Origin of the sequence: Marinobacter sp. CH_CUG1437-1 (assembly GCF_037029655.1) — a bacterium.
Classification (GTDB): Bacteria; Pseudomonadota; Gammaproteobacteria; order Pseudomonadales; family Oleiphilaceae; genus Marinobacter; species Marinobacter salsuginis.
In genome coordinates, this window is the sequence record NZ_JAYMEW010000003.1 from 379,314 (window position 1) to 401,764 (window position 22,451).

21 protein-coding genes are annotated in these 22,451 nt (G+C 57.6%); 10 read left to right on the plus strand and 11 right to left on the minus strand.

Annotated features, from left to right (window positions below):
• The first annotated feature begins 112 nt into the window (after window positions 1–112).
• The 6 genes from WA411_RS10580 to WA411_RS10605 all read left to right on the plus strand — a co-directional run bounded on the left by WA411_RS10580 (window position 113) and on the right by WA411_RS10605 (window position 5,291).
• The gene (locus WA411_RS10580; RefSeq protein WP_069182944.1) at window positions 113–799 is read left to right on the plus strand and encodes a response regulator transcription factor; all 687 of its coding nucleotides are present in this window, start codon (window positions 113–115) and stop codon (window positions 797–799) included.
• Window positions 796–2,118 carry a sensor histidine kinase gene (locus WA411_RS10585; RefSeq protein ID WP_291906096.1) on the plus strand — a complete coding sequence of 441 codons (1,323 nt, stop codon included), beginning with the start codon at window positions 796–798 and terminating at the stop codon, window positions 2,116–2,118. Before WA411_RS10580 ends, WA411_RS10585 begins: the two co-directional genes overlap by 4 nt.
• Window positions 2,119–2,286: 168 nt before the next feature.
• A complete protein-coding gene (locus tag WA411_RS10590) occupies window positions 2,287–2,892 on the plus strand; it encodes a YigZ family protein (RefSeq protein WP_153633775.1) in 606 nt (201 codons plus the stop codon).
• Between the two features lie 81 nt (window positions 2,893–2,973).
• Window positions 2,974–3,501, plus strand: a complete 528-nt coding sequence (locus tag WA411_RS10595; RefSeq protein ID WP_174805033.1) for a DUF4136 domain-containing protein — start codon at window positions 2,974–2,976, stop codon at window positions 3,499–3,501.
• A gap of 35 nt (window positions 3,502–3,536) precedes the next feature.
• Entirely contained in the window at window positions 3,537–3,893 is a 357-nt protein-coding gene (locus WA411_RS10600) for a translation initiation factor Sui1 (RefSeq protein WP_153633774.1), read from the plus strand.
• Between the two features lie 144 nt (window positions 3,894–4,037).
• Complete coding sequence (locus WA411_RS10605; RefSeq protein WP_291906093.1) at window positions 4,038–5,291, plus strand: D-amino acid dehydrogenase; 1,254 nt, start codon at window positions 4,038–4,040, stop codon at window positions 5,289–5,291.
• 63 nt (window positions 5,292–5,354) lie between these two features.
• On the opposite strand, the gene WA411_RS10610 is transcribed toward WA411_RS10605, so the two are convergent.
• The 8 genes from WA411_RS10610 to WA411_RS10645 all read right to left on the minus strand — a co-directional run bounded on the left by WA411_RS10610 (window position 5,355) and on the right by WA411_RS10645 (window position 13,390).
• Window positions 5,355–6,998 (minus strand): fatty acid--CoA ligase, encoded by a 1,644-nt coding sequence (locus WA411_RS10610; RefSeq protein WP_069182950.1) that lies wholly within the window; start codon window positions 6,996–6,998, stop codon window positions 5,355–5,357.
• Window positions 6,999–7,202: 204 nt separating this feature from the next.
• Window positions 7,203–7,484 (minus strand): pyrimidine/purine nucleoside phosphorylase, encoded by a 282-nt coding sequence (ppnP, locus tag WA411_RS10615; RefSeq protein WP_069182951.1) that lies wholly within the window; start codon window positions 7,482–7,484, stop codon window positions 7,203–7,205.
• Between the two features lie 96 nt (window positions 7,485–7,580).
• The gene (locus WA411_RS10620) at window positions 7,581–7,913 is read right to left on the minus strand and encodes a Na+/H+ antiporter subunit G (protein ID WP_222465039.1); all 333 of its coding nucleotides are present in this window, start codon (window positions 7,911–7,913) and stop codon (window positions 7,581–7,583) included.
• Between the two features lie 39 nt (window positions 7,914–7,952).
• Window positions 7,953–8,222, minus strand: coding sequence for a K+/H+ antiporter subunit F (locus tag WA411_RS10625; protein WP_069182953.1), 270 nt, complete (start codon window positions 8,220–8,222; stop codon window positions 7,953–7,955).
• A complete protein-coding gene (locus WA411_RS10630; protein ID WP_069182954.1) occupies window positions 8,219–8,707 on the minus strand; it encodes a Na+/H+ antiporter subunit E in 489 nt (162 codons plus the stop codon). Before WA411_RS10630 ends, WA411_RS10625 begins: the two co-directional genes overlap by 4 nt.
• Window positions 8,707–10,224, minus strand: a complete 1,518-nt coding sequence (locus tag WA411_RS10635) for a monovalent cation/H+ antiporter subunit D (RefSeq protein ID WP_291906088.1) — start codon at window positions 10,222–10,224, stop codon at window positions 8,707–8,709. The genes WA411_RS10630 and WA411_RS10635 overlap by 1 nt, the downstream gene beginning before the upstream one ends.
• On the minus strand, window positions 10,221–10,589 hold the full coding sequence (locus tag WA411_RS10640; protein WP_069182956.1) for a Na+/H+ antiporter subunit C: 369 nt from the start codon (window positions 10,587–10,589) through the stop codon (window positions 10,221–10,223). The genes WA411_RS10635 and WA411_RS10640 overlap by 4 nt, the downstream gene beginning before the upstream one ends.
• Entirely contained in the window at window positions 10,589–13,390 is a 2,802-nt protein-coding gene (locus WA411_RS10645; protein WP_291906085.1) for a monovalent cation/H+ antiporter subunit A, read from the minus strand. Before WA411_RS10645 ends, WA411_RS10640 begins: the two co-directional genes overlap by 1 nt.
• Window positions 13,391–13,743: 353 nt before the next feature.
• Here WA411_RS10645 and WA411_RS10650 point away from each other — a divergent pair, with 353 nt between their 5' ends.
• Both WA411_RS10650 and WA411_RS10655 read left to right on the plus strand, forming a co-directional pair.
• The gene (locus WA411_RS10650; RefSeq protein WP_291906083.1) at window positions 13,744–15,798 is read left to right on the plus strand and encodes an NADPH-dependent 2,4-dienoyl-CoA reductase; all 2,055 of its coding nucleotides are present in this window, start codon (window positions 13,744–13,746) and stop codon (window positions 15,796–15,798) included.
• Window positions 15,795–16,817, plus strand: a complete 1,023-nt coding sequence (locus WA411_RS10655) for a CNNM domain-containing protein (protein ID WP_069182959.1) — start codon at window positions 15,795–15,797, stop codon at window positions 16,815–16,817. The genes WA411_RS10650 and WA411_RS10655 overlap by 4 nt, the downstream gene beginning before the upstream one ends.
• 15 nt (window positions 16,818–16,832) lie before the next feature.
• Here WA411_RS10655 and WA411_RS10660 read toward each other — a convergent pair whose 3' ends face one another.
• Both WA411_RS10660 and WA411_RS10665 read right to left on the minus strand, forming a co-directional pair.
• A complete protein-coding gene (locus tag WA411_RS10660) occupies window positions 16,833–16,997 on the minus strand; it encodes a hypothetical protein (protein WP_167352690.1) in 165 nt (54 codons plus the stop codon).
• Window positions 16,998–17,103: 106 nt separating this feature from the next.
• Window positions 17,104–18,099 (minus strand): GlxA family transcriptional regulator, encoded by a 996-nt coding sequence (locus tag WA411_RS10665; protein WP_291906081.1) that lies wholly within the window; start codon window positions 18,097–18,099, stop codon window positions 17,104–17,106.
• A gap of 256 nt (window positions 18,100–18,355) precedes the next feature.
• Between WA411_RS10665 and WA411_RS10670 the strand changes: the two genes are divergently transcribed.
• Both WA411_RS10670 and WA411_RS10675 read left to right on the plus strand, forming a co-directional pair.
• Window positions 18,356–20,158 carry an acyl-CoA dehydrogenase gene (locus WA411_RS10670; protein ID WP_291906078.1) on the plus strand — a complete coding sequence of 601 codons (1,803 nt, stop codon included), beginning with the start codon at window positions 18,356–18,358 and terminating at the stop codon, window positions 20,156–20,158.
• Window positions 20,158–20,937, plus strand: coding sequence for a crotonase/enoyl-CoA hydratase family protein (locus tag WA411_RS10675; RefSeq protein ID WP_291911242.1), 780 nt, complete (start codon window positions 20,158–20,160; stop codon window positions 20,935–20,937). The genes WA411_RS10670 and WA411_RS10675 overlap by 1 nt, the downstream gene beginning before the upstream one ends.
• Window positions 20,938–21,168: 231 nt before the next feature.
• Here the strand turns inward: WA411_RS10675 and WA411_RS10680 are convergent, their stop codons facing one another.
• Window positions 21,169–22,437 carry an alkane 1-monooxygenase gene (locus WA411_RS10680; protein ID WP_291906074.1) on the minus strand — a complete coding sequence of 423 codons (1,269 nt, stop codon included), beginning with the start codon at window positions 22,435–22,437 and terminating at the stop codon, window positions 21,169–21,171.
• Window positions 22,438–22,451 lie beyond the last annotated feature (14 nt).

The window sequence follows — 22,451 nt, forward strand, 5'->3', positions numbered from 1 at the left end:
CTGTGACTGTGTAAAGGTTCTGCAAAGCGGGCAGGGCCAGCCCGGCACTATACCCCGAGCGTGTTAGACTTCATCCAGCTATGGTGGCCGGCACGACAGTTGGAGAGGCAAGATGCAGAACAGGGTGTTACTGGTCGAAGACGATGATGAATTACGGCAACTGCTCGCACGTTACCTGACCAATCAGGGGTTCACCGTTCGCGAGGCGGCAAACGGGCGGGACGGACTCGCCCTGGCGCTTGGCCAGGACTGCGATATTGTCGTGCTCGACATCATGTTGCCCGACATCAGTGGTCTTGAGGTGCTGCGGGAGTTGAGGGCAGAGACGCATCTGCCGGTTGTGCTGCTGACTGCCCGAGGCGATGAAACCGATCGGATTGTGGGTTTTGAAGTCGGTGCTGATGACTACATTCCCAAGCCCTGCAACCCTCGCGAGCTGGTGGCCCGGCTGCAGGCGCTGTTGCGGCGGATTGCCTGGGACCAGAAAACCGAAGTCAATGCGGCCCGGACCTATGGCGATCTGAGAGTCGAGCCCGGCCATCGCCGGATTTATCAGAACGATGTAGCCATGGAACTGACCGCCACCGAATACGAGGTTCTCCAGGTCCTGCTTGCACACGCCGGCAGCGTCGTACGCAAAACGGACCTTATGCAATGGGCCCTGGGACGCCGGCTCGAGGCATACGACCGAACCCTGGATATGCACATCAGTAACCTTCGCAAAAAGCTGGGCAACGACGATCCGCCCCGGATTGAGACCGTTCGGGGGCTGGGTTACAGCTATCGGGTGCCGGAATGAAGCAGCGGCCCATGTTCCCGCTGTTCTGGCGGATCTTCCTCTCCATCTGGCTGGCCATGGCGGTCACCGTGGTGGCCGGTAACCTGGCAACCAGAATGCTCCTGGATCGCGAACGGGAAGCGATCGAGCGGCAGGCAGGGCTCAGGGACCTGGCCGAGGAGGCAATCGCCATCCGTGAGGCTGGTGATCGAGGCGCTGCCTGGCGCTTTCTGCGGGATGAGGGTGAGCGCCTTGAACTGTTTCTGGTGCTGCTCGAGCAGGATGAAAATGATGGCAAGCTGCCTTCGTTCATTCGCGACCGAATGAAATCCGGCTGGTACCCGCAGAAACCGGCGGTTCTGGATGTGGGCGGTGATTACCGCCTGGTGGCCTGGCCGCGGGTGCAGGGCGCCGGCTGGCTCAATCCCAGGTTCTTCCGGGCTATCGAGCTGGGTCTGGCTCTATTGATGATTTCTCTGGCGTGCTGGTGGATTGCCCGCATGGTATCAAGACCTCTGCGGCATATGGAGACCACCGCCCGCGCGATTGCGGGAGGGGACAATTCACTCAGGGTCAGCGACAAGATCGCGCAACGCAGGGATGAGGTAGGGCAACTGGCAACAGCCTTCAATGCCATGACAGAGCAGCTTTGCAGTCTTCTGGATCGCCAGAAACACTTGCTTCGGGATATTTCCCACGATCTGCGAACGCCGCTCACCCGCCAGCGTATTGCCATTGAACTGGCGAACGAAGCCGGCGCAGACGAAGAGCTTATGGCGAGTATTCTGCGCCAGAACGAGCGGCTCGAAACCATGACCGGGCAGATACTGACGCTGTACCGGGTTACGGAGGCCGGCGGCAATATTGAGCGCGAGCCCCTCCGGCTGGTACATGTAGTCAATCAGGTGCTCACGGATGCGGCCGATTATGCCGAACACCAGGGGGTGGACTGCAAGCTCGTGGTGTCGCCTGAAAGCTCGCGGGCATCGGTATTGGGTGATGAGGGGCTTCTGCAGCGAGCAATCGACAACATCCTTCAAAACGCCCTGGATCACACACCACCAGGCAGAGCTGTTCACCTGGCCGTCACGGTGGCCGATGACTTGTTGAGTCTGACGGTTGATGATGAAGGGCCAGGCGTTGCGGATGAGATGATTGGTCAGCTTTTTGAGCCGTTCTTCCGGGCGGACAAGTCCCGCGGCGGCAAGGGATGGGGCCTGGGCCTGGCCATCGCCAGAGACATTGTTGCTGCCCACGATGGAGTGATCGCGGCAGCGGCGGGCGAGCATGGAGGGTTAAGGGTGACGCTTCGCCTTCCTGTGTTTTTCGGCGGTGGCTGATTCTGGCTCCGGATCGGAGGGCTTGAGTTTCTCCGCGCCGGAAAAGTCGATACCCTCCTGCAACTCGTCCTCGTCAAAGCGAATTCCGCACGCTGCTTTGCGTATTCTTGCGGGTTTGGCAGTGCCAGGGTTGTTGTATTCGTCTTCAGAGGCCATTGGTCGGTGTCCATGAAAAAAGATTACCCCGTTCCAGCAGGATACCTTGAGCGTGAAACGGAAGTGAAGAAAAGCCGGTTCATTGCCCGGGTAGCGCCCGTGAGTTCCCGGGAGGAGGTGAAAGACTGGCTGGAACAGGCACACCAGGACCACCCGGACGCCCGTCATATCTGCTGGGCCTACCAGATCGGCCGCCCTGGTTCTGCCGCTGAGGCCGCCATGAACGACGATGGCGAGCCCTCCGGAACCGCCGGGAAGCCGATTCTCAACGTGATTCAGCACAAGGATATGGGCGATGTCCTGGTGATGGTTATCCGGTACTTCGGCGGGATCAAGCTGGGTGCCGGCGGACTGGTGCGGGCCTATGCCGGGGCGGCAGAGAGCGTGCTGTCAGCGGTTGACCGGGTGGTGCAAACACCCATGACGGACGCGCTGGTTTCCCTGTCCTTCGCCGATGAGCAGCCCCTGCGACACTGGTGCGACGTTAACGGTGCATCGGTGGAGTCTGTTGATTATGGCGCGTCCGTTCGCGCCCGGGTGCTGGTTCCGGAGGACCAACTGGCAGCGTTCGGGGCTTTCTGCGATGCCCAGAAGCTGGATTACAGTTTTGAAAGGTGATGGATCCCGGGGGCATCGTACCGCGTCCGCTAAGCGTATACTGTTGAAAAAGCGAATTCTCAACCGAGGGCAGAAATCATGATGCGTTTTCTGATGTTGGCGCTTGTCACACTGGCCATGACCGGTTGCGCCAGCAATGTGGTGACCGACTACAACTCGTCTGTGGTTTTTGGGAATTATTCATCCTGGGCGTTTGCCAGTGGTACGAACGAGTCGTCATTCACCTCACTCGACGGCACACGGGTACGCAGTGCCGTTGAGAGGGAGCTGAATCGCAAAGCGTTGCGACAGGTGCCTGAGGCGGAAGCGGATTTGCTTGTAAGCTGGCAGATTGTGCCGGAAGAGAGGCTCGAACAGACTGGCCTGGGCCTCGGGTTTGGCTTTGGTAGCGGAAATTTCGGCTGGGCCTTGTCCGCGCCGCCACCGGTGCGTGAAATTGAAGAGGGCAAGCTGGTGGTCGAACTGGCGGACAGCAAGTCGAAGGAAGTTGTCTGGCGTGCAGCCAGTCGCCGCTACCTCAATGAAAACCAGTCACCCGAGACCCGCAGGGAGCTGATCGACGAGGTCGTGGCTGAAATGTTTACCAAGTATCCCCCCGGTCTTGATTAAAAGACCGGGCAAGACCGGAATGGCACGGAGACGGAATGAAGAAGCGATCTGAGGGCGGCCTGGTTTTCTCGACAGAACAGGGGCGCATGTGCCCCGATTGCCGTAACCCGGTGAACGAGTGCACCTGCGCTGCAGCGTCGCGGCCGGCCGGCGACGGCATTGTCCGGGTGAGCCGGGAAACCAAGGGCCGCAAAGGCAAGGGTGTCACCCTGATTACCGGCATTCCACTGGATGACAAGGAACTGAAGGCTTACGCCAAGGTGTTGAAAGCCAAATGCGGCACCGGTGGTACGGTAAAAGACGGCGTAGTCGAGATTCAGGGCGACCAGCGGGACCTCCTGGTTCCACTTCTCGAACAGAAAGGGTGGATCGTCAAGCGCGCCGGTGGCTGATGGTATAACACGCAATTCCCTTATGCTCACGTTACAATAGACCCTGCGAAGAACGAATCCCGAGTTTCACATCAACCGGAATCTGGCCGAAAATCCCCGGGAATATCCTGTGGGATGGCGGTTTCCGTTCGACCGGAGGCGAGCATGCATATACTGGTTTTGGGCGCAGGCGTTGTGGGCATTACCACAGCCTGGTATCTGCAGAAGCAGGGGCACCAGGTAACCGTGGTTGATCGCCAGAACCAGCCCGGCGTGGAGACCAGTTATGCCAACGGGGGGCAGATCTCGGTCTCCCATGCCGAACCCTGGGCCAATCCATCAGCGCCCCTGAAGGTGTTGAAATGGCTCACCAAGCCGGATGCGCCTCTGCTGTTCCGGCCAACGCTGGATCCCAGCCAGTGGCGCTGGGCGCTTTCCTTCCTGGGGCAATGCACGTCGGCCAGGGCCGCTCACAATATCCGCCAGATGGTGAACCTTGGCACCTACAGCCGTAGCCAGTTGCAGGCTCTTCGCAAGGAGGCCGGTATAGAGTACAACCACCTCGAGAAGGGTATCCTGCATTTCTATACCAATCCGGCCGAATTTGACGGCGCTATCGAGCCTACCCGAATCATGCAGGATCTTGGCTGTGACCGGCAGATCATCGACGCTGATCGCGCAGTTGAACTGGAGCCGGCACTCAAACCGATCCAGAACCGGATCGCGGGTGCAACCTACACTTCTGAGGATGAGTCCGGTGATGCCCGGATGTTTACCCAGAACCTGGCAAAACGCTGCGCCGAGGCGGGAGTAGAGTTCCGGTACGGCACTGAAATTCTGGCGTTCGAGCGTGCTGGCGAACGGGTGCTTGGCGTCCAGACCCTTCACGACGGCCACCATGAGACGCTCCGTGCAGACGCCTACGTGCTGAGCATGGGGAGCTTCAGTGCGGCACTCGCCCGGCAGTTGGGTATTTTCCTGAACATCTATCCGGCCAAGGGTTATTCGATTACCGTGCCGGTGAAAAACGAAGAGGCAGCGTTCCAAGTTAGCCTGACCGACGACGAGTACAAGCTGGTATTCTCACGCCTGGGCGATCGCATGCGTGTGGCAGGCACGGCAGAACTCAGTGGCTACAGCCGGAAACTGAATTACACCCGTTGCCGCGCCATCGTCCGGCGCACTGCGGAAGTTATGCCAGAGGCGGGCTACTGGGACCAGGCCGAATTCTGGACCGGTCTGCGGCCGGCAACTCCCTCCAATGTGCCCTACATCGGAAAGAGCCACTTTGCCAACCTCTACCTGAACACCGGGCACGGCACCCTGGGGTGGACCCATTCCTGTGGCTCCGCCGCCGCGCTTGCGGACATTATTGACGGCCGTAAGCCTGAGGTGGATTTTACGTTTTCCGGGCTATAGAAATGAAAAGGGGCCAGATGAAAGCCTTCATCTGGCCCCAGTCTTCATCAGCGTTCGGCCGGTTTACTGCAACTGATCCCGAATCAGCTTCTTGTTGATCTTGCCAACACTGGTTTTCGGGATATCCTCGACGAAATCGATATGCTCGGGGATTGCCCATTTATTGATCTCGCCACTCTCCACAAACTGCTTCAGGTGGTTCTGGATATCCTCGACACTGGCCTGTTCACCTTGCTTGAGGGTAACCAGAGCGTGAGGACGCTCGCCCCATTTTTCATCGGGCACACCCACCACGGCAGCGCCGGCGACGGCCGGATGCTGGCTGATCAGGTTTTCAAGGTCCAGTGACGACAGCCACTCACCACCGGTCTTGATCACATCCTTGATGCGATCCTTGATGGTGATGGTGTTGTCGGGCTCCATGGAAGCAACATCGCCGGTGTGGAGCCAGCCGCCTTCCCAGAGCTGTTCGCCTTTCTCGGGCTCTTTGAAGTAGCCCTGGGTCAACCAGGGGGCGCGTGCCACGATTTCACCCTTCGCCTCGCCGTCGTGGGGTACCGGGTTGCCCTCAGGATCCACGATTTCCAGTTCAACCATTGGCGTTGCAATACCGGTCTTCACGCGTTTTGCGGTTTGCTGCTCAAGAGGCAACTCCAGGTCTTCCGGTTTCAGGTGGGAAGCGCACAGCAGCGGGCAGGTCTCGGACATGCCGTAGGCGGTGAACATCTTGATGCCAAGCTTGGCCCCGGCATCGCACAGACCTTTAGTCAGCGCGCTGCCGCCGATCAGCACGTGCCAGTTGCTCAAATCGGCGGTCTTGATGGACTCTGTGGCCATCATCATCTGCATGATGGTGGGCACGCAGTGGGAGAAGGTGACTTTATGCTCTTTGATAAGGTCGACCAGCAACTCCGGCTCGTAGCGACCGGGGTAAACCTGCTTGATGCCCATCATGGTGGCGGCATAGGGAACACCCCAGGCGTGCACGTGGAACATCGGGGTGACCGGCATGTAAACCGACGAGGAGCGCATCAGCGGCATCTCATCAAACGACGCTACGGTGCCGGTCATGGCCAGTGTATGTAGTACCAGCTGGCGGTGGCTGAAGTAAACGCCCTTCGGATTGCCTGTGGTACCGGTAGTGTAGAACGTGGTTGCGACACTGTTTTCGTCGAAATCGGGGAAGTCGAACTTATCATTGGCCTTCGCCAGGAGGTTCTCGTATTCGCCGATGGTTTCAACCGGTGCCTGTTTCGCGGCATCGTCGTCGGTGAGCTGAATCCAGGTCTTGACCGTTTTGATCTCGCCCTTGACAGCGTCAATGATCGGGAGGAAGTCGTCGTGTACCAGCACCACATCGTCTTCGGCGTGGTTCATGGTGTAGACAATCTGATCCGGAGACAGCCGGATGTTGACCGTGTGCAGAATCGCCCCAATCATCGGAATGGCAAAGAAACACTCGAGGTACCGGGGCGTATCCCAGTCCATCACTGCAACGGTATCACCAGGCTTCACGCCGGCATCGGTCAGTGCGTTGGCCAGGCGGTGGATGCGCTCAACCAGATCTGTGTATGTGTACTTGCTGCGGTTGGAGTAGACAATTTCCTGGTCCGGGTTATACCTGGGGCCGGACAGCAGGAGTCGTTTGATCAGCAGCGGGTACTCGTAGGCGTTTTCAGCCGGGGGCAGAATGCGGGTCTGTGCCATTACCTGTTTCCTCTTTCCCAGTTGTTGGTGTTATCGCGAGAAACAGGAATAAATCTGACACAGTTTGGCTGAAACAGGAACCGGTAACAGTGAAAAAATGCAGAGCGAACGGTGGCTTAGATGCAAATTCCGTTTCGCTCTGCGGACACGTCCGTCAGCGCTGACGCGACACTCAGAGGTGTCGAATCACAGGCAGGTGCGCACTTACTCGTAGGTGCAAAGATAGGCTGTATCGATATCGGTCTTGGCCTTGAAACTGGCCTGGCCCGCGACATCGAAGCTTTCGCCCGCACCATAGGTCATCCACTCGTCCATGCCCGGCAGCAGGACGGTCAGAGCGCCACTGATGACGGTCATGGTTTCTTTCTTGCTGGTGCCAAATTCATACTCGCCCGGGCTGATGACGCCGACCGTGGCAGGCAGGGTGGAGGTCTGGAAGGCGATGGATTTTGCCTTGCCGTCGAAATATTCATTTACTTTCAGCATGTGCTGGGCTCCTCGAATAAGTTTGGGAGCCTACTATACGGCAATTTTCTTGAACTCCAATGACAAAATGCTGATCAGGATGCTCGATCAGGGTTTTCACTGGTCCCAGGGGTTACCCTCGGTATTTTCCATGGTTTTGACGCCGATATGCATCGCTGCCTTGGCCAGAATGTTTGCACTTACCGGGGCGGTCATCAGCAGAAATACAGTGATAAGGATTTCTGAGATACCGATTCCTGCGCCATTGGCACTGAAATAAAACACGGAGCTCAGCATGATCGCGCCAACGCCCACTGTTGTGGCTTTTGTTGGGCCATGCAGGCGGGTGAAGAAATCCGGAAGTCTTGCAAGACCTATGGCGCCTATCAGTGTAAAAGCGCCACCCAGTAGCAGCAGCGCTGATATGAGGTATTCCGCAATCAGGCTCATCGTGACATTTCTCCTGCAGGTGAAGGATAGAAATCGGGACTATTCAATGACACTGCCTCGCTTGAGATACTTGGCCATGGCAACGGTCCCGACAAAGCCCATTACCGCGATCAGCAGAGCTGCTTCCAGGTACATGCGCGTACCCAGGGTGATGCCGAGGAGGATGATCAGAGCGATGGCGTTGATGTAAAGCGTGTCCAGTGCCAGAACACGATCTGGAGCATCGGGTCCCTTGATCAGCCGGTAGACGTTGAGCAACGCGGCCAGAGTCACCATGGCGATCGTGATGTAGAGAGCGGCTGTCATCATTGGAACATCTCCATCAGTGGCTTCTCATAGCGCTTGTGAATGGCGTCAATGACCTCCTGATCGCTGCCGGCATCCAGAGTATGGATCAGCAATGTTTTCTGGTCATCACTGACATCGGCAGATACGGTGCCCGGCGTCAGGGAAATTGTGCTGGCGAGAATTGAAATGGCCAGCGGATGCTCAAGCTGAAGCGGGTAACAGACGAAGATCGGTCTTGGCTGACGCGGGCTCAGAATCAGACGTGCCACAGAGAAACTGGCCACCACAATGTCTTTCAACACGATGGCCAGATAGGCAGGCATCTTCCAGGATTTAATAAATGCCGGTCGCTCAGGCCAGAATCCCTGGGTGATTTGGGGGATCAGCCAGGCGAGAATGATCCCCATCACAACGCTGGCTCCGGACACGCCATCACTCAGCAACTGCCAGGTCGTAAAAAGGATCAGGCTCAACCACGGTTGCGGAAAACTCAATCGATCAAGCATCAGTCATCCTCCCCGACCACGGGGGTCTGCAAGATGTTGATATAGGCATCGTTGTTAAAGAGTTGGGCCGCCGTCTCATCGGTGTAGCGTGTTATTGGCCCTGCCAGGACCACTATCGCAACCGCCAGGGCAGTCAGGGCGCCGGCTGCGACGGAAATCCGGCCGTTGAGGGGGTCAGGCTTTTCCAGATGGCCATCCACAGTCCGCCAGAAAACAATACTGCCCGCACGACTGTACGCGATAACGGTCAGGAAGCTGCCAATAAGCAGTACAGACCATAGCCAGGCCATTTCAGTTCCCGACTGAACGGATTGCAGAATCAGCAACTTGCCAAAGAATCCACTCAGTGGTGGTAGCCCTGCCGCGGCAACGGCTCCGACCAGGAACAGCACGCTCAGGAAGGTACGATTCTGCATTCTGGGGGCCGTAACGATGCGATCCTGAGCAGAACCTCGCTGGTTGGCCACCAGTTCCGAGACGAGGAACAGGCCACCAACCGTCCAGGTTGTGCTCAGCAGATAGAAGAGGGCAGCGGACAGCCCGGCTTCGGAGCCGAGCGATATCGGAGCCAGTAATGTGCCCACGGAAATGATGACCTGCCATGCGACCAGGGTTTTCAGGCTGCCAGAACCCAGTGCTCCAACAACGCCCATGGCGAGTGTGGCCAGGGCAATCGGGAACAGCCAGTCCATACCCAGGTTTGCCAACTCGCCGGCGTCGTCACCGAAAATCAGCAAATACACGCGCAAAATCGCATAAATTCCAACCTTGGTCATGACTGCAAACAATGCGGCGACCGGAGCCGTGGCTTTTGAGTAGGCCCTGGGTAGCCAGAAGCACAGGGGCAGAATGGCTGCTTTCAGGCCGAAGACGACGAGAAGCATCATCCCTCCAGCCTTGACGATATTCACGTCCTCGCCCGAGACCTGGGGAATTTTTACTGCCAGATCGGCCATGTTCAGGGTGCCGGTGACACTGTAGATCATCCCGACACTGATGAGGAAAATGGCGGAACCGGCGAGATTCAGGACCACGTAGTGCAGGCCGGGGACGGTTCTGACGGTTCCCCCGCCGTGCATCAGCAAGCCGTAGGAGGCAATGAGTAACACCTCGAAGGCAACGAAAAGGTTAAATAGGTCACCGGTGAGGAAGGCAATGTTCAGGCCCATGATCTGGAACAGGAACAAGGCGTGGAACTGGCGGTTTCCTTCATCGGCGCCGCCAATGGCATAGATATGGCAAAACAGGGCCAGCACGGCTGTCATCACCAGCATCAGCGCAGCGAGGCGATCCAGTACCAGAACAATCCCGAAGGGCGGCTGCCAGTTGCCGAACGCATAGATCCGATAGCTGCCATCGTCTGCCAACACCAGAAGCACGATCGCTGAGACCAGGATCAACACAGTTGTTGCCAGCGCCAGGGTGCGGCGCAGACTGATAGGCGCATAGCCCATGAAAGCCTGAAGAATGCCACCAAGCAGCGGAATAAGAACAGGAGCGGTAAGCCAATGGTTCATTTACCGGTTACCTCCTCTTCTTCTTCCGGAGCAGGAGATTTGTAGGGCTGCTTGCCATCAACATGATCGTCATCGTTGTCTGCCAGGTTTCGCAGCGACAACACCACAACGAATGCCGTCATGGCGAAGCCAATCACGATAGCCGTCAGTACCAGCGCCTGTGGCAGTGGGTCTGAGTGGGTAGCTGCAGTGCCGAGCACTGGCTGCTGGCCCGTCGCCAGGCGACCACTGGAAAACAGGAACAGGTTCACGCCGTAGGAAAGCATGGTCAGACCGACCACCACGGGGAAGGTGCGTGACCGCAGAATCAGATAAACGCCGGATGCCGTCAGGGCGCCAATAACCAGTGCGAAAACGAGCTCCATTACGCACCCTCCTTTTTACTCTTGATAGCCGAGTGGGGCGACAGCCGTCCAATACTCACCAGCGCAAGCAGAGTGGCTCCGATAACCGTCAGATAGACGCCGAGGTCAAAAACCAGGGCGGAAGCAACCTCGAATTTTCCTACTACAGGCCAGGTTATGTAGCCGAACGTGGACGTCAGGAATGGGTAGCCGAAGGCAAAACTTCCGACGCCAGCAATCGTTGCGAACAGAAGGCCCAGACCAATTACATTGTGATAACGGAATGGAATCCGGTCCTGGGTCCAGATCATGCCGCTGGCAATGTACTGGAGAATGAGCGCCACCGAGGTGATCAGGCCGGCGATGAAGCCCCCGCCAGGCAGGTTGTGGCCTCGCAGGAAAATGAACACCGATACCATCAGAGCCAGTGGTAACATCGGGCGCGCAATCTGGCGAAGCATCAGCGGATAGGCATCCCGGGTCCACGCGTGCCCCTCGCCATCACTTGGGGGTGGTGTCAGGGCTGTGTTTTTGAGCATGGCGTAAATGCCCAGGGCGGCAATAGCCAACACGGCGATTTCCCCGAGGGTATCGAAGCCACGGAAGTCCACCAGAATTACGTTGACCACGTTGGTGCCACCGCCGCCGGTTTTGCTGTTCTCCAGGAAAAATTCAGAAATTGAACTGAATGGCTGGGTCAGCATGGCGAGCGTGACCAGCGTCATACCGATACCTGCAGCTCCTGCGATAACCATGTCCCGCAAACGCCGTTTCATTGGTGTTTCTATTGGCGTCCAGGACGGCATGTAGAAAAGTGCGAGCATCAGAAGAACGATGGTCACAACCTCGACAGACAGCTGGGTCATGGCGAGATCCGGCGCCGAGAATCGGGCGAAGGCCAGGGCCACAATCAGGCCCACCACGCTAAGTAGAACCAGTGCATAAAAACGCTGCCGGTGCAGAGTAGCGGTTGCCAGGGCGCAAAGAATCAGGATGCCAGCAGCAATCGTCGTAGGTGCATCGATCGGACTCAATCCGTTCTGCCCGACGAAAATCCCTAAATCAAGAAGTGGCGCTGCGGCAACGGCAATAACACTGACGAAAAGCAGCAATGCGTATCGTTGAAGGGAACCGTTCTCGATACGCGTGGTAAATCTGTTGGCCAGATCGACAACTCGCAGGACCACCGCTTCGAAAACAGCCTTTTCGTCAATTTCCTTGAATCGGGCGTGGAAGTCGAAGAAACGCTGACGCTGACTGTACATGAGCAGGCCACCAAAGAAGGCGACGAAACTCATGAGCAACGGAAGGTTGAATCCATGGTAGACAGAAAGGGTGTAATCCGGCACATCACCGCCAAGCGTGGCCGACGCGGCAATATAGAGTAGCGGACCGACAGACACCGCCGGGAACACGCCTACCATGATGCACGCAAACACCAGGATCTCCACCGGGAATTTCATATAGCGCGGTGGTTCATGGGGTGGGTAGATCGGAAGATCCACCGGTTTACCATTGAAGAACACATCGTGGACAAAACGCGCTGAATACGCCACCGCGAAAATCCCGGCCAGGGTCGCAACAATCGGGGGTAGCCAGGCTATGAGTCCCGGGAGGTTAAGTTCCAGGGATTCGGCAAAGAACATTTCCTTGCTCAGGAAGCCGTTCAGCAGCGGAACACCGGCCATGGATGACGCCGCGACCATGGCCAGGGTGGCGGTGTGTGGCATATAACGCCACAGCCCGTTGATGCGCCGCATGTCCCGGGTACCGGTTTCATGATCGATGATACCGGCGGCCATAAACAGGGAGGCCTTAAAGGTAGCGTGGTTAATCACATGAAAAACCGCCGCCACTGCAGCAAGCTGCGTGCCCATGCCGAACAGCAGCGTGATCAAGCCCAGGTGGCTGACCGTTGAATGGGCCAGCAGGCCTTTGAGGTCATGCTTGAACATGGCGACATAGGCGCCAATGAGCAGGGTGGCCATGCCGGTAAAGCTGACCATGTAAAACCATTGCTCGGTGCCTGCCAGCGCCGGATAAAGCCGGGCCATCAGGAAGATGCCGGCTTTCACCATTGTGGCAGAGTGCAGGTAGGCCGATACCGGGGTAGGCGCCTGCATGGCATGGGGTAGCCAAAAATGGAACGGAAATTGGGCCGATTTGGTGAACGCGCCCAGCAGAACCAGTGTCAGGGCGACCGGGTACATGGCATGGGCCTTGATCTGGTCACCGGCTGCCAGCACATCATCGAGTTCGAAGCTGCCGACGATATTGCCAATGATCAGTATGCCGGCCAGTAGCGCGAGGCCACCGCCACCAGTGACCGCAAGGGCCATCCGGGCACCGCGACGGGCGTCCTGCTTGTGTGTCCAGAAGCTGATCAACAGGAACGAGGTCAGACTGGTCAGTTCCCAGAAGATCATCATCAGCAACAGGTTGCTGGAAAGCACGATGCCCAACATCGAACCCTTGAAGCAGAGCAGAAGGGCGTAGAACTTGCCGACGTTCTCGTGAGCTTTTAGGTAATAGCGAGAGTAAAGAATGATCAGCAGCCCGATAATCAGGATCAGCAGGGCGAACAGCAGCGATAGTCCATCCAGCCGGAAACTGAATGAGAGGCCCAGGGCAGGGAGCCATTCGTAGCTGTGCAGAACCACGCCGCCGTCAGCAAGGGTTTCCCAGTGTGGGAAGAGGGCTGCCAGAGCGATCAGTGCGGGTACTGAAGATGCAACGGCTATCGCCGTTCTGCCGCCCTGGGCGAACAGGGGTGCGGCTATGGCACCCAGAAAAGGCAGTAAAACAACCAGCGGTAGCGACATCGCAACCTCGTTATTGGTTTTCTTTTACGTGAGTATTGAAGGCATGTTTGCCAGAGTCTAGTCTCAGGCCGGCCACCCTGCACATTGGGCAAAGATGCCATTACGGCACAGGGGGTGGCGTGGATCAGCTGAGACGAGGCGGATCCGGAAAGTACGGTAAACGTCCCCGGTGCCGCGCGATGTCAGCGGTAACAGGTGGGCGGGTAACTCTTGTGCAGCCGAAGGACCTTGCGGTCATGGTTGCTCCGTCAGTCAAACTTGTTTGCCGATGATACGTGGCCCATCTGGAAGGTCAAGTCAACTTGCCATTGATCAAGTGTATACTCCCGATAAATATTTTATGAGAGAGTCCCATGACCGATAGCTATCCCAACCTTCTGAAACCGCTGGACCTCGGCTTCACCGAACTGAAGAACCGGGTGCTGATGGGGTCCATGCATACGGGCCTTGAAGATCGGTTCTGGAACATTCACAAGCTTGCCCGCTATTTCGCTGAGCGAGCCGAAGGTGGCGTCGGGCTCATGGTAACGGGTGGCTTTTCGCCCAATCTGGTCGGGCAGTTGGCTCCACTTGCTTCAACCATGAACAACCGGGCCACGGCTTTGCTGCATCGCCATGTGACGGGCGCGGTTCATGAGGCGGGCGGAAAGATCTGCATGCAAATCCTGCACGCCGGTCGCTACGGGTACCAGCCACTTATTGTTTCGGCGTCGGCCACCAAAGCGCCAATCAGCCCATTCAAGGCACGCGCCCTGTCCACGAAGGGCGTTGAGCGGCAGATCAACGATTTTGTCGGTGCCGCGAAACTTGCCAAGTTTGCCGGTTATGACGGCGTTGAGGTGATGGGCTCCGAGGGCTATTTCATTAACCAGTTTTTGTGCGAACGGACAAACAAGCGGACAGACAAGTGGGGCGGCCCTTACGAAAACCGCATGCGCCTGCCAGTGGAAATTGTTCGCCGGATGCGCAAAGCCGTGGGGCCGGATTTCATCATTATCTATCGGTTGTCCATGCTGGACCTCGTTGAGGGCGGCCAGACCTGGGATCAGATCGTAACCCTGGGCAAAGCCATCGAGCAGGCAGGTGCCACTATTATTAACACCGGTATTGGCTGGCACGAAGCGAGGGTGCCCACCATTGTTACTTCTGTGCCCCGTGGCGGCTTCGCCGATGTCACCGCCAAGTTCTATGGCGAAGTGGATATCCCGGTGTGCACCACCAACCGAATCAACACCCCGGAGAAAGGGGAGGAGATTCTGGCGGCCGGCAAGGCGGATATGGTGTCCATGGCCCGGCCTCTGTTGGCGGACAGCGAGTTTGTGCGCAAGGCCGAGCAGGGGCGCAGTGATGAAATCAACACGTGCATTGCCTGTAACCAGGCCTGTCTGGACCATGCCTTCCAGGCCAAGCGGGCTTCCTGCCTGGTGAACCCCCGAGCCTGTCACGAAACCGAGCTGGTATTGACGGTAGCGCCTGTTGCGCGCCGGGTCGCCGTGGTAGGTGCCGGACCTGCCGGTTTGGCCGCAGCAACAACAGCCGCGAAACGCGGCCACAAAGTGACGCTGTTCGAAGCGGATGACCAGATTGGTGGCCAGTTCAACTACGCCAAGCGCATCCCGGGCAAGGAAGAATTTTATGAAACCCTTCGCTATTTCCAGCGCCAGATCGAGCTGCTTGAGGTTGACCTCAAACTCGGCACTCGTGTGGATGCTGAGTCACTTAAGGCGCAGGGTTTCGACGATGTCGTGATCGCCACCGGTGTGAAGCCGAGAACTCCGTCCATTGACGGCATTGATCATCCCAAGGTGCTCGGCTACCTCGATGTACTTCGCCATAACAAACCCGTTGGCAAGAATGTGGCGGTTATCGGCGCCGGCGGCATCGGTTTCGATGTCAGCGAATTCCTGACCCATGATTTCAGCCATCATCCCGAAGGCGAGCAGGTCAGCGTTGCCGACTGGCAGGCGGAGTGGGGCGTTAATCCCGATTTTGATGGCCCCGGCGGCCTGGCGGAACGTCAACCGACCCCCTCGCCCCGCAAAATTTATCTGATGCAGCGAAAAACCGGCAAGGTCGGTGGGGGCCTGGGCAAGACCTCGGGCTGGGTGCACCGCAGCAGCCTGAAGCATCGCGAAGTGGAAATGCTTCGTGGGTGTCGCTATGAGCGCATCGACGACCAGGGACTGCATGTTTCCGTCACCGATAAAGAGGGCAAGGTGACGGAAAGCCGGGTGCTGCCGGTGGATAATGTGATAATTTGCGCCGGTCAGGAGCCGTTCCGGGAACTTTTCGATCAGTTGTCGGACTCTGGGGTTAACGCACATCTTATCGGCGGCGCAGACGTTGCCGAAGAACTCGACGCAAAACGGGCCATCCGGCAGGGAACGGAAGTCGCAGCCAAACTATGACATTACTTATTGCCTTCGCAGTGCTTTCGATAGGCTTCTCCTTCTTGTGTTCCATTCTCGAAGCGGCGTTGCTGTCGGTGACGCCGAGCTACATCGCCTCATTGAAAAAAGAGAAACCGCAGCTGTTTTCCAGGTTGCGCAAACTCAAAGACGATGTGGACGACCCCCTGTCTGCAATCCTTACACTGAACACCGTTGCCCACACCGTCGGCGCCACCGGTGTCGGCGCCCAGGTCACTGTGGTCTTTGGTGAGGCCTGGCTCGGTATCGCCTCTGCCGTGATGACCCTCGCCATCCTGATTTTCTCGGAAATCATTCCCAAAACCATCGGGGCAAAGTATTGGCGGGGCATCGCTCCTCGATTGCCTGCCATTCTGGGCTTCATGATCAAGGCGCTGTTGCCGTTCATCTGGTTGTCCAAACAGGTCACTCGGCGCATTGCCTCGGGTGAGGCAGATACGGACATCCGCGCCGAGATCAGCGCCCTGGCAGAAATAGGAAAAGACCAACAGGCGCTGGACGAAGATGAGCGGCGGATGATTCACAACGTTCTGCGCTTCCACGAAATCAAGGTCAGTTCGGTCATGACACCGCGGACGGTTTGCAAATACGTCGATCCGGACGTTACCTACGAACAATTCCGCGACCAGGTCAGAAAATCACCCTTCTCCCGTTATCCGGTGATAGACGAAGACGGGGAGGCACTTGGCTACCTGCACCGGGCCGATCTGATCAACCTCGATGCCGACGTCGACCTCCTGGAGCACATGCGCAAGATCAAGCGCGTGAAAGGCAATACCAACATTGAATTCCTGTTCTCGGACATGCTGAGAGAACGGCAACACCTGGCCGTGGTCTATGACGAACTGGGGACCTGGTTGGGGATAGTGACGCTGGAGGACATATTGGAGACACTTTTGGGCACGGAAATCATGGATGAAACCGACAATGTCTCTAACCTCCGCCGGTATGCGAAGCAGCGCTGGAGCCGTCGTCTGAAGAAGTATGGCTCCGGATAAACGGGGATGTGAGGTTTAACGGGCGGCTTTCAGTGCATTGGAAATTGCTTCGGCTTCTGCTTCAAGTACCTGACACCGAAGGCTGTTTCCCTGCTGCATCGCCTGCTCGATCTGCTTTCGTTTCATGTCGTACAGCTTGCTCAAAATATCTGCCTGGCTTTGTCTGATCGGTGCGTTCATGGCGGGCCTCCCCATAGTGACACCTGTCGGTATTCTTTACGTTCAAGACCGGATGTTGGCCTTCGCTGAAAACCGATGCATAACCCGGGCCAGTCGGGGGGCAACATTACCTGACAAAGCGGGACCGGTAAGCACCCGGGGATAGCCCGGTATGTTTGCGGAACAGACGAGTGAACGAGCTCACGTCCTCATAGCCTACCAATTGCGTGATTTCATCAATCGGTAACCGCGATTTCTCCAAATGCTGACGTGCCACCTCAATCCGAAGAAGCTGCAGGTACCCTGTAGGCGTATCGCCGGTGGCTGTCTTGAACCGGCGAATCAGGGAGCGCTCGGTGAGTCCGCCCAAAGAAGCCATGCGGTGGAGGGTGACGGGTTCACTGTAATGGCTATCCAGCCAGTCCTGAAGCTTTAGAATGGCAGCATCGGAATGGTAGCGCCGGGCCTGGAGTGCACTGTAGGGCGCTTGACTGGTCCGCCCTGCATCAATCACAAACGCCTTCGCCAGCTCCCTTGCGACTTGTGCCCCCGCGTACCTTTCCACCAGATAGATCCCCAGATCCCACCAGGCCATCCCGCCCCCGGCACAGGCAACGTCGCCGTCCACCGTAACGAGCTTGTCCGGCTGCAGGTTCACCGCCGGGAAACGTTGCCGAAACTGATGGCTGAACCCCCAATGTGTCGTCGCTTGCCGACCATCCAACAGCCCCGCCTCGGCCAGCATGAACGCCCCGGTACAGTTACTGGCTACCCGGACCTGCCCGGCGTCTGACGCCCGAAAGGCGCCGAGCCACTCAATGAGCTCCGGATTCCCTGCCAGCACAACATCAATTGGACCGCCAATTGTCGGTATCACCACCAAATCACTGTCGTCGCCCCCCGGAAGCAATTCGTTCCAGGCTCCGTCTGGCTGAATGGTCAGCCCGTTTATGCAGCGGCAAGGCGCTCCGTCCTTCGTGAGAAGTCGGGTTGTGAATTGGGGTGCCGGCGTTTCATCGTGAATCCGCGCCCAGGTAACGCCGGCAAGACGGAATAGATCAATAATGCCAGTGATGGCACTGGCAAGTGCCCCGTCAAAACCGATAACAGAAACGGTTCGCATGCATCCTCCAAGGTAGGCTCTGGGGTGGGGAAGTCTGGCCGGGACTGTCTGCAGCATGGATGCTGCAGTCAAGCCTACATGGATGTATTCACGGCGTGTCCCGGCCAGACTTCCCCACCTCAGAGCCGGTCGGTCAGCAATGAATCAGCGACAGGTGATCAGGTTGTGGCAATATTGACCATAATTATGTCATAAACGCCGGTTCCCAGAAAAAACCAGTTGTGAGAGGCTGTCGACAACAAACAGGAGACCAAGCATGACCGACACCCTGATCGACCGCCGCGACCTGGCGTTCCAGCTGTACGAAGTTCTCGATACCGAGAACCTCACCACCCGCGAGCGCTTCAGCGAACACAACCGCGACACCTTCGATGCCGTCATCGAAACCGCCGACAAAATGGCCCGGGAGAAATTCGCCACCCACAACAGCGCCGCCGACAAAGACGAGCCGAAATTCGTCAACGGCCAGGTCGAGATGCTTCCGCAGGTAAAAGAAGCCTTCGACGCCTACGCCCAGGCTGGCTTCATCGCCGGACGTTACGACTATGAACTGGGCGGCATGCAGTTGCCGGAATCCGTCATGGCCGCCTGCAACGGCTTCTTCACCGCCGCCAACCCGGGCACCGCCGGCTACCCCTTCCTTACCACGGCTGCCGCCAACCTCATCCGTGTCTTCGGCAACGAAAAGCAGAAAAATACCTTCCTGCCGAACATGCTCAGTGGCCGGTTCAGCGGAACCATGGCCCTGACCGAGCCCCACGCCGGCTCTTCCCTGGCAGATATCCGGACATCCGCGTCGCCCACCGACGAAGGGCACTATCTGATCAAGGGTGCCAAGATCTACATCTCAGGGGGAGAGCAGTCCATCACCGACAACATCGTTCACATGGTGCTGGCCAAAATCAAAGGTGCGCCTGCGGGCGTGAAGGGCATCTCCCTGTTCATCGTGCCCAAGTTCCTGGTGGATGACGAAGGTAACCCCACCGAGCGCAACGGTGTAAGCCTGGCCGGTTTGATCCACAAACTGGGCTACCGCGGTACCACCTCAACGGCACTGAGCTTCGGTGACGATGCCCCGTGCCACGGTTACCTGGTTGGCGAACCCCATCAGGGTTTGAAATACATGTTCCAGATGATGAACGAAGCGCGGGTTGGTGTTGGTTTTGGTGCTGCCGTAATCGGTTATCGCGGTTACATGCACAGCCTCGAATACGCCAAAGATCGACTTCAGGGCCGCAAGGCCATTGAGAAGAATCCGGAAAGCCCGCAGGTTCCGATCATTGATCACGCCGATGTAAGGCGCATGCTGCTTGCCCAGAAAGCCTACAGTGAGGGTGGTCTGGCCCTGTGTCTCTATGGCGCCCGGTTGATGGATGACCAGCACACCCACCCGGACGAACAGAAACGCCAGGAAGCCGGCAAACTTCTGGACCTGCTCACCCCGGTGATCAAAGCCTGGCCGTCTGAATACGGCCCCAAGGCCAACGACCTGGCCATCCAGGTCTACGGTGGTGCGGGCTATACCCGCGAATATCCGGTGGAGCAATGCTGGCGCGATAACCGACTGAACCCGATTCATGAGGGCACCAACGGCATCCAGGCCCTCGACCTGCTGGGCCGGAAGATCTGGCAGGATCAGAGCCATGGTCTGCAATTACTGATGCAGGAAATGCAGGTGGACCTGCAGGCGGCTACCACCGATCGGTGCCAGCAGTGGGCCTTGTCTCTGAGTGAAACCCTGCAGCAGGCGGTGAAGGTTACCCAAAGCCTGGGTAAGTCACTGATGGAAGGCGACCCCGATAAAACCCTGGCCAACGCGTCCTGCTACCTGCACCTGTTCGGGCACATTATTGTTGCCTGGATGTGGCTACGTCAGGCCAACGCAGCAGCCCACGCCCTGGGCTCCGCGAACACAGATGACGAGCGCAACTTCTACCAGGGCAAGCTGCAGGCGGCCCAGTATTTCTTCCACTGGGAACTGCCCACCGTGGCCCAGGATCTGGTACTGCTGCGCAATCAGGACGATACGTGCCTGAACATGAAGTCGGAGTGGTTCTGATGGCTTTGGTAAACGTTGAAAAGAAAAACCACATACTCCTGATTGGTCTTAACCGCCCTGAAAAAATGAACGCCATGAACCGCGAGATGTACCACCAGATCGCGGCCGCCTATTACCAGCTGGAAAATGACCCGGAGCTTCGGGTCGGCTTAATGTACGCCGAGGGCGACCACTTCACCAGCGGGCTGCAACTGGACGACTGGGCCGGTGTCTTTGCCAACGGCAAAGGTATTGAGCCGGGCGAAGGTGAACTTGATCCGTTCCACATCACCGGTGAGGCACTCAGCAAACCTGTCGTCTTTGCTGCCCAGGGTATTTGCTTTACTTGCGGCGTTGAGATGATGTTAAACACGGACGTGCGCGTCGCCGCTAAAGGCACCCGCTTTGCCCAGCTGGAAGTAAAGCGCGGCATCTTTGCCTGCGGCGGCGCCACCATCCGCCTGCAACGGGAAATCGGTTGGGGTAATGCCCAGCGATACCTGCTGACCGGCGATGAGTGGACTGCCGATCAGGCCTATCAATGGGGGTTGATCCAGGAATTGGTGGAACCGGGCGAACAGTTCAACGTCGCGTTGGAAATCGCTGAAAAGATTGCCAAGGCCGCCCCCCTCGGTGTCCAGGGCAGTCTGAAATCGTCAAAAATTGCCGTCTGCGAAGGGCAGGAGGCTGCGAAGCAGCGTTTGTTCCCGGATCTGCAGCCGGTAATGGCCAGTGAAGATGTCAAAGAGGGAATCCAGTCTTTCCTGGAACGGCGCGAAGCTGTTTTTAAAGGCAAGTGACTTCTAAATTTCCTCGAGAAACACGGGCTTTAGGAAGCTATAAAAAAGCTCGCGAAGTCATCAGAACTGTGGGCAGCGAACCGGGGGATTCCTTCCGGGAGTGTGAGCAGCAGGGATGCTGCGATCAAGCCCCCATGGATGGGTTCACGGCGTCTCCCGGAAGGAATCCCCCGGTTGGCTGCATGCACCAGACCCCGAAGGCTGGGGCCTGGCCTAAAGCGCAAGAAGAATTCAGGCGGCCTCGGATTTCCTGGATTCGCGACGGGCCTTAGCTTCTGCCGCCACTTCCGCAGCGTATTCCGTATACTTGGCTATCAACTCCTCTTTCCGATCCGGGTCCCAGTTGATTTTGCTCAGATCCCCCTCGTAGTGATCAATCACCCGCTTATCCATGGTTTCATACCACCACTGCGGCAGGTACGCCGGAAGCAGCATCGAGGCGTAACCGCCGGGTAGCTGGGGTGCCTTCTCGAAATGCCGCAGGGCCTGGAAGCTGCGCTGGGGGTGGGCGTGATGGTCTGAATGCCGCTGCAACTGATACAGGAACAGGTTGGTCACGATGTGATTGCTGTTCCAGCTGTGCTCCGGTTGGGTGCGCTCATATTTGCCGTTCTTGTCCTTCTGGCGCAGCAGGCCATAGTGCTCAATATAGTTCACGCTTTCCAGCAGGCTGGCACCGTATACCGCTTGCGCTGCGAGGAACGGAACCGCTCTCGGGCCACAAACCAACGTTGTCGCGCCAAAGAACCCGGCACTCATGACCCAGCCCTGAAGCAGTTCGTTGTCCAGGCTCCAGAAACCCTTGCCTTTGCGGGCAAGCCTCGCCTTTTCGATCTTGATGGAAGACTTGATACCTCCCAGCACCGTACGCGGCAGGAACTTCCAGAAACTCTCACCCATACGGCTGCTGGCCGGATCTTCGGGCGTTGCCACACGTTTGTGGTGGCCGAAGTTATGCTCAACAACAAAGTGGGTGTAGCCTGTGGGGGCCAGGGCTGCCATCGCCAGCAACTTGTTCAGTTTGTTGGATTTGTGGCCAAGTTCATGGGCCGTGTTGATGCCCACGCCATTGATGGCACCGACCGTCAGCGTCAGCCCTATCTTGTCGTCCAGCGGCGTGCTTTTGCGGCTGGCAAGCCAGGCGCCCATAAAGGTCATGGCGTACTGGGTGGGAATAAACGCCTTCACAATCCGGTCGTAGTACTTGTCCTGCTCCAGTGTCTTCACCGCTGATTCCGGAGGGTTGCTCTGATCTTCACCAATAGCGCGGTCCAGGGCGGGAATGATTCCGTGCACCAGCGCCGGGCCAGTCCAGGCAAGGGCTTTCAGCTTCTTCGGAGCCAGGGCATAGCCGGTCAGGGCGGCCAGTCCGATTCCCGGCAGGGCAGGGCCGAGCAGCCACATGTAGCGTTTCGGGTCTTTCCAGTTGCCAGTGGCTTCCTTTTCGACAGGCGATGAGACCTGATGTGATTGCAGATTGTCTGGGGTTTTGGCGTTCATTGTTTTCTCCCGTT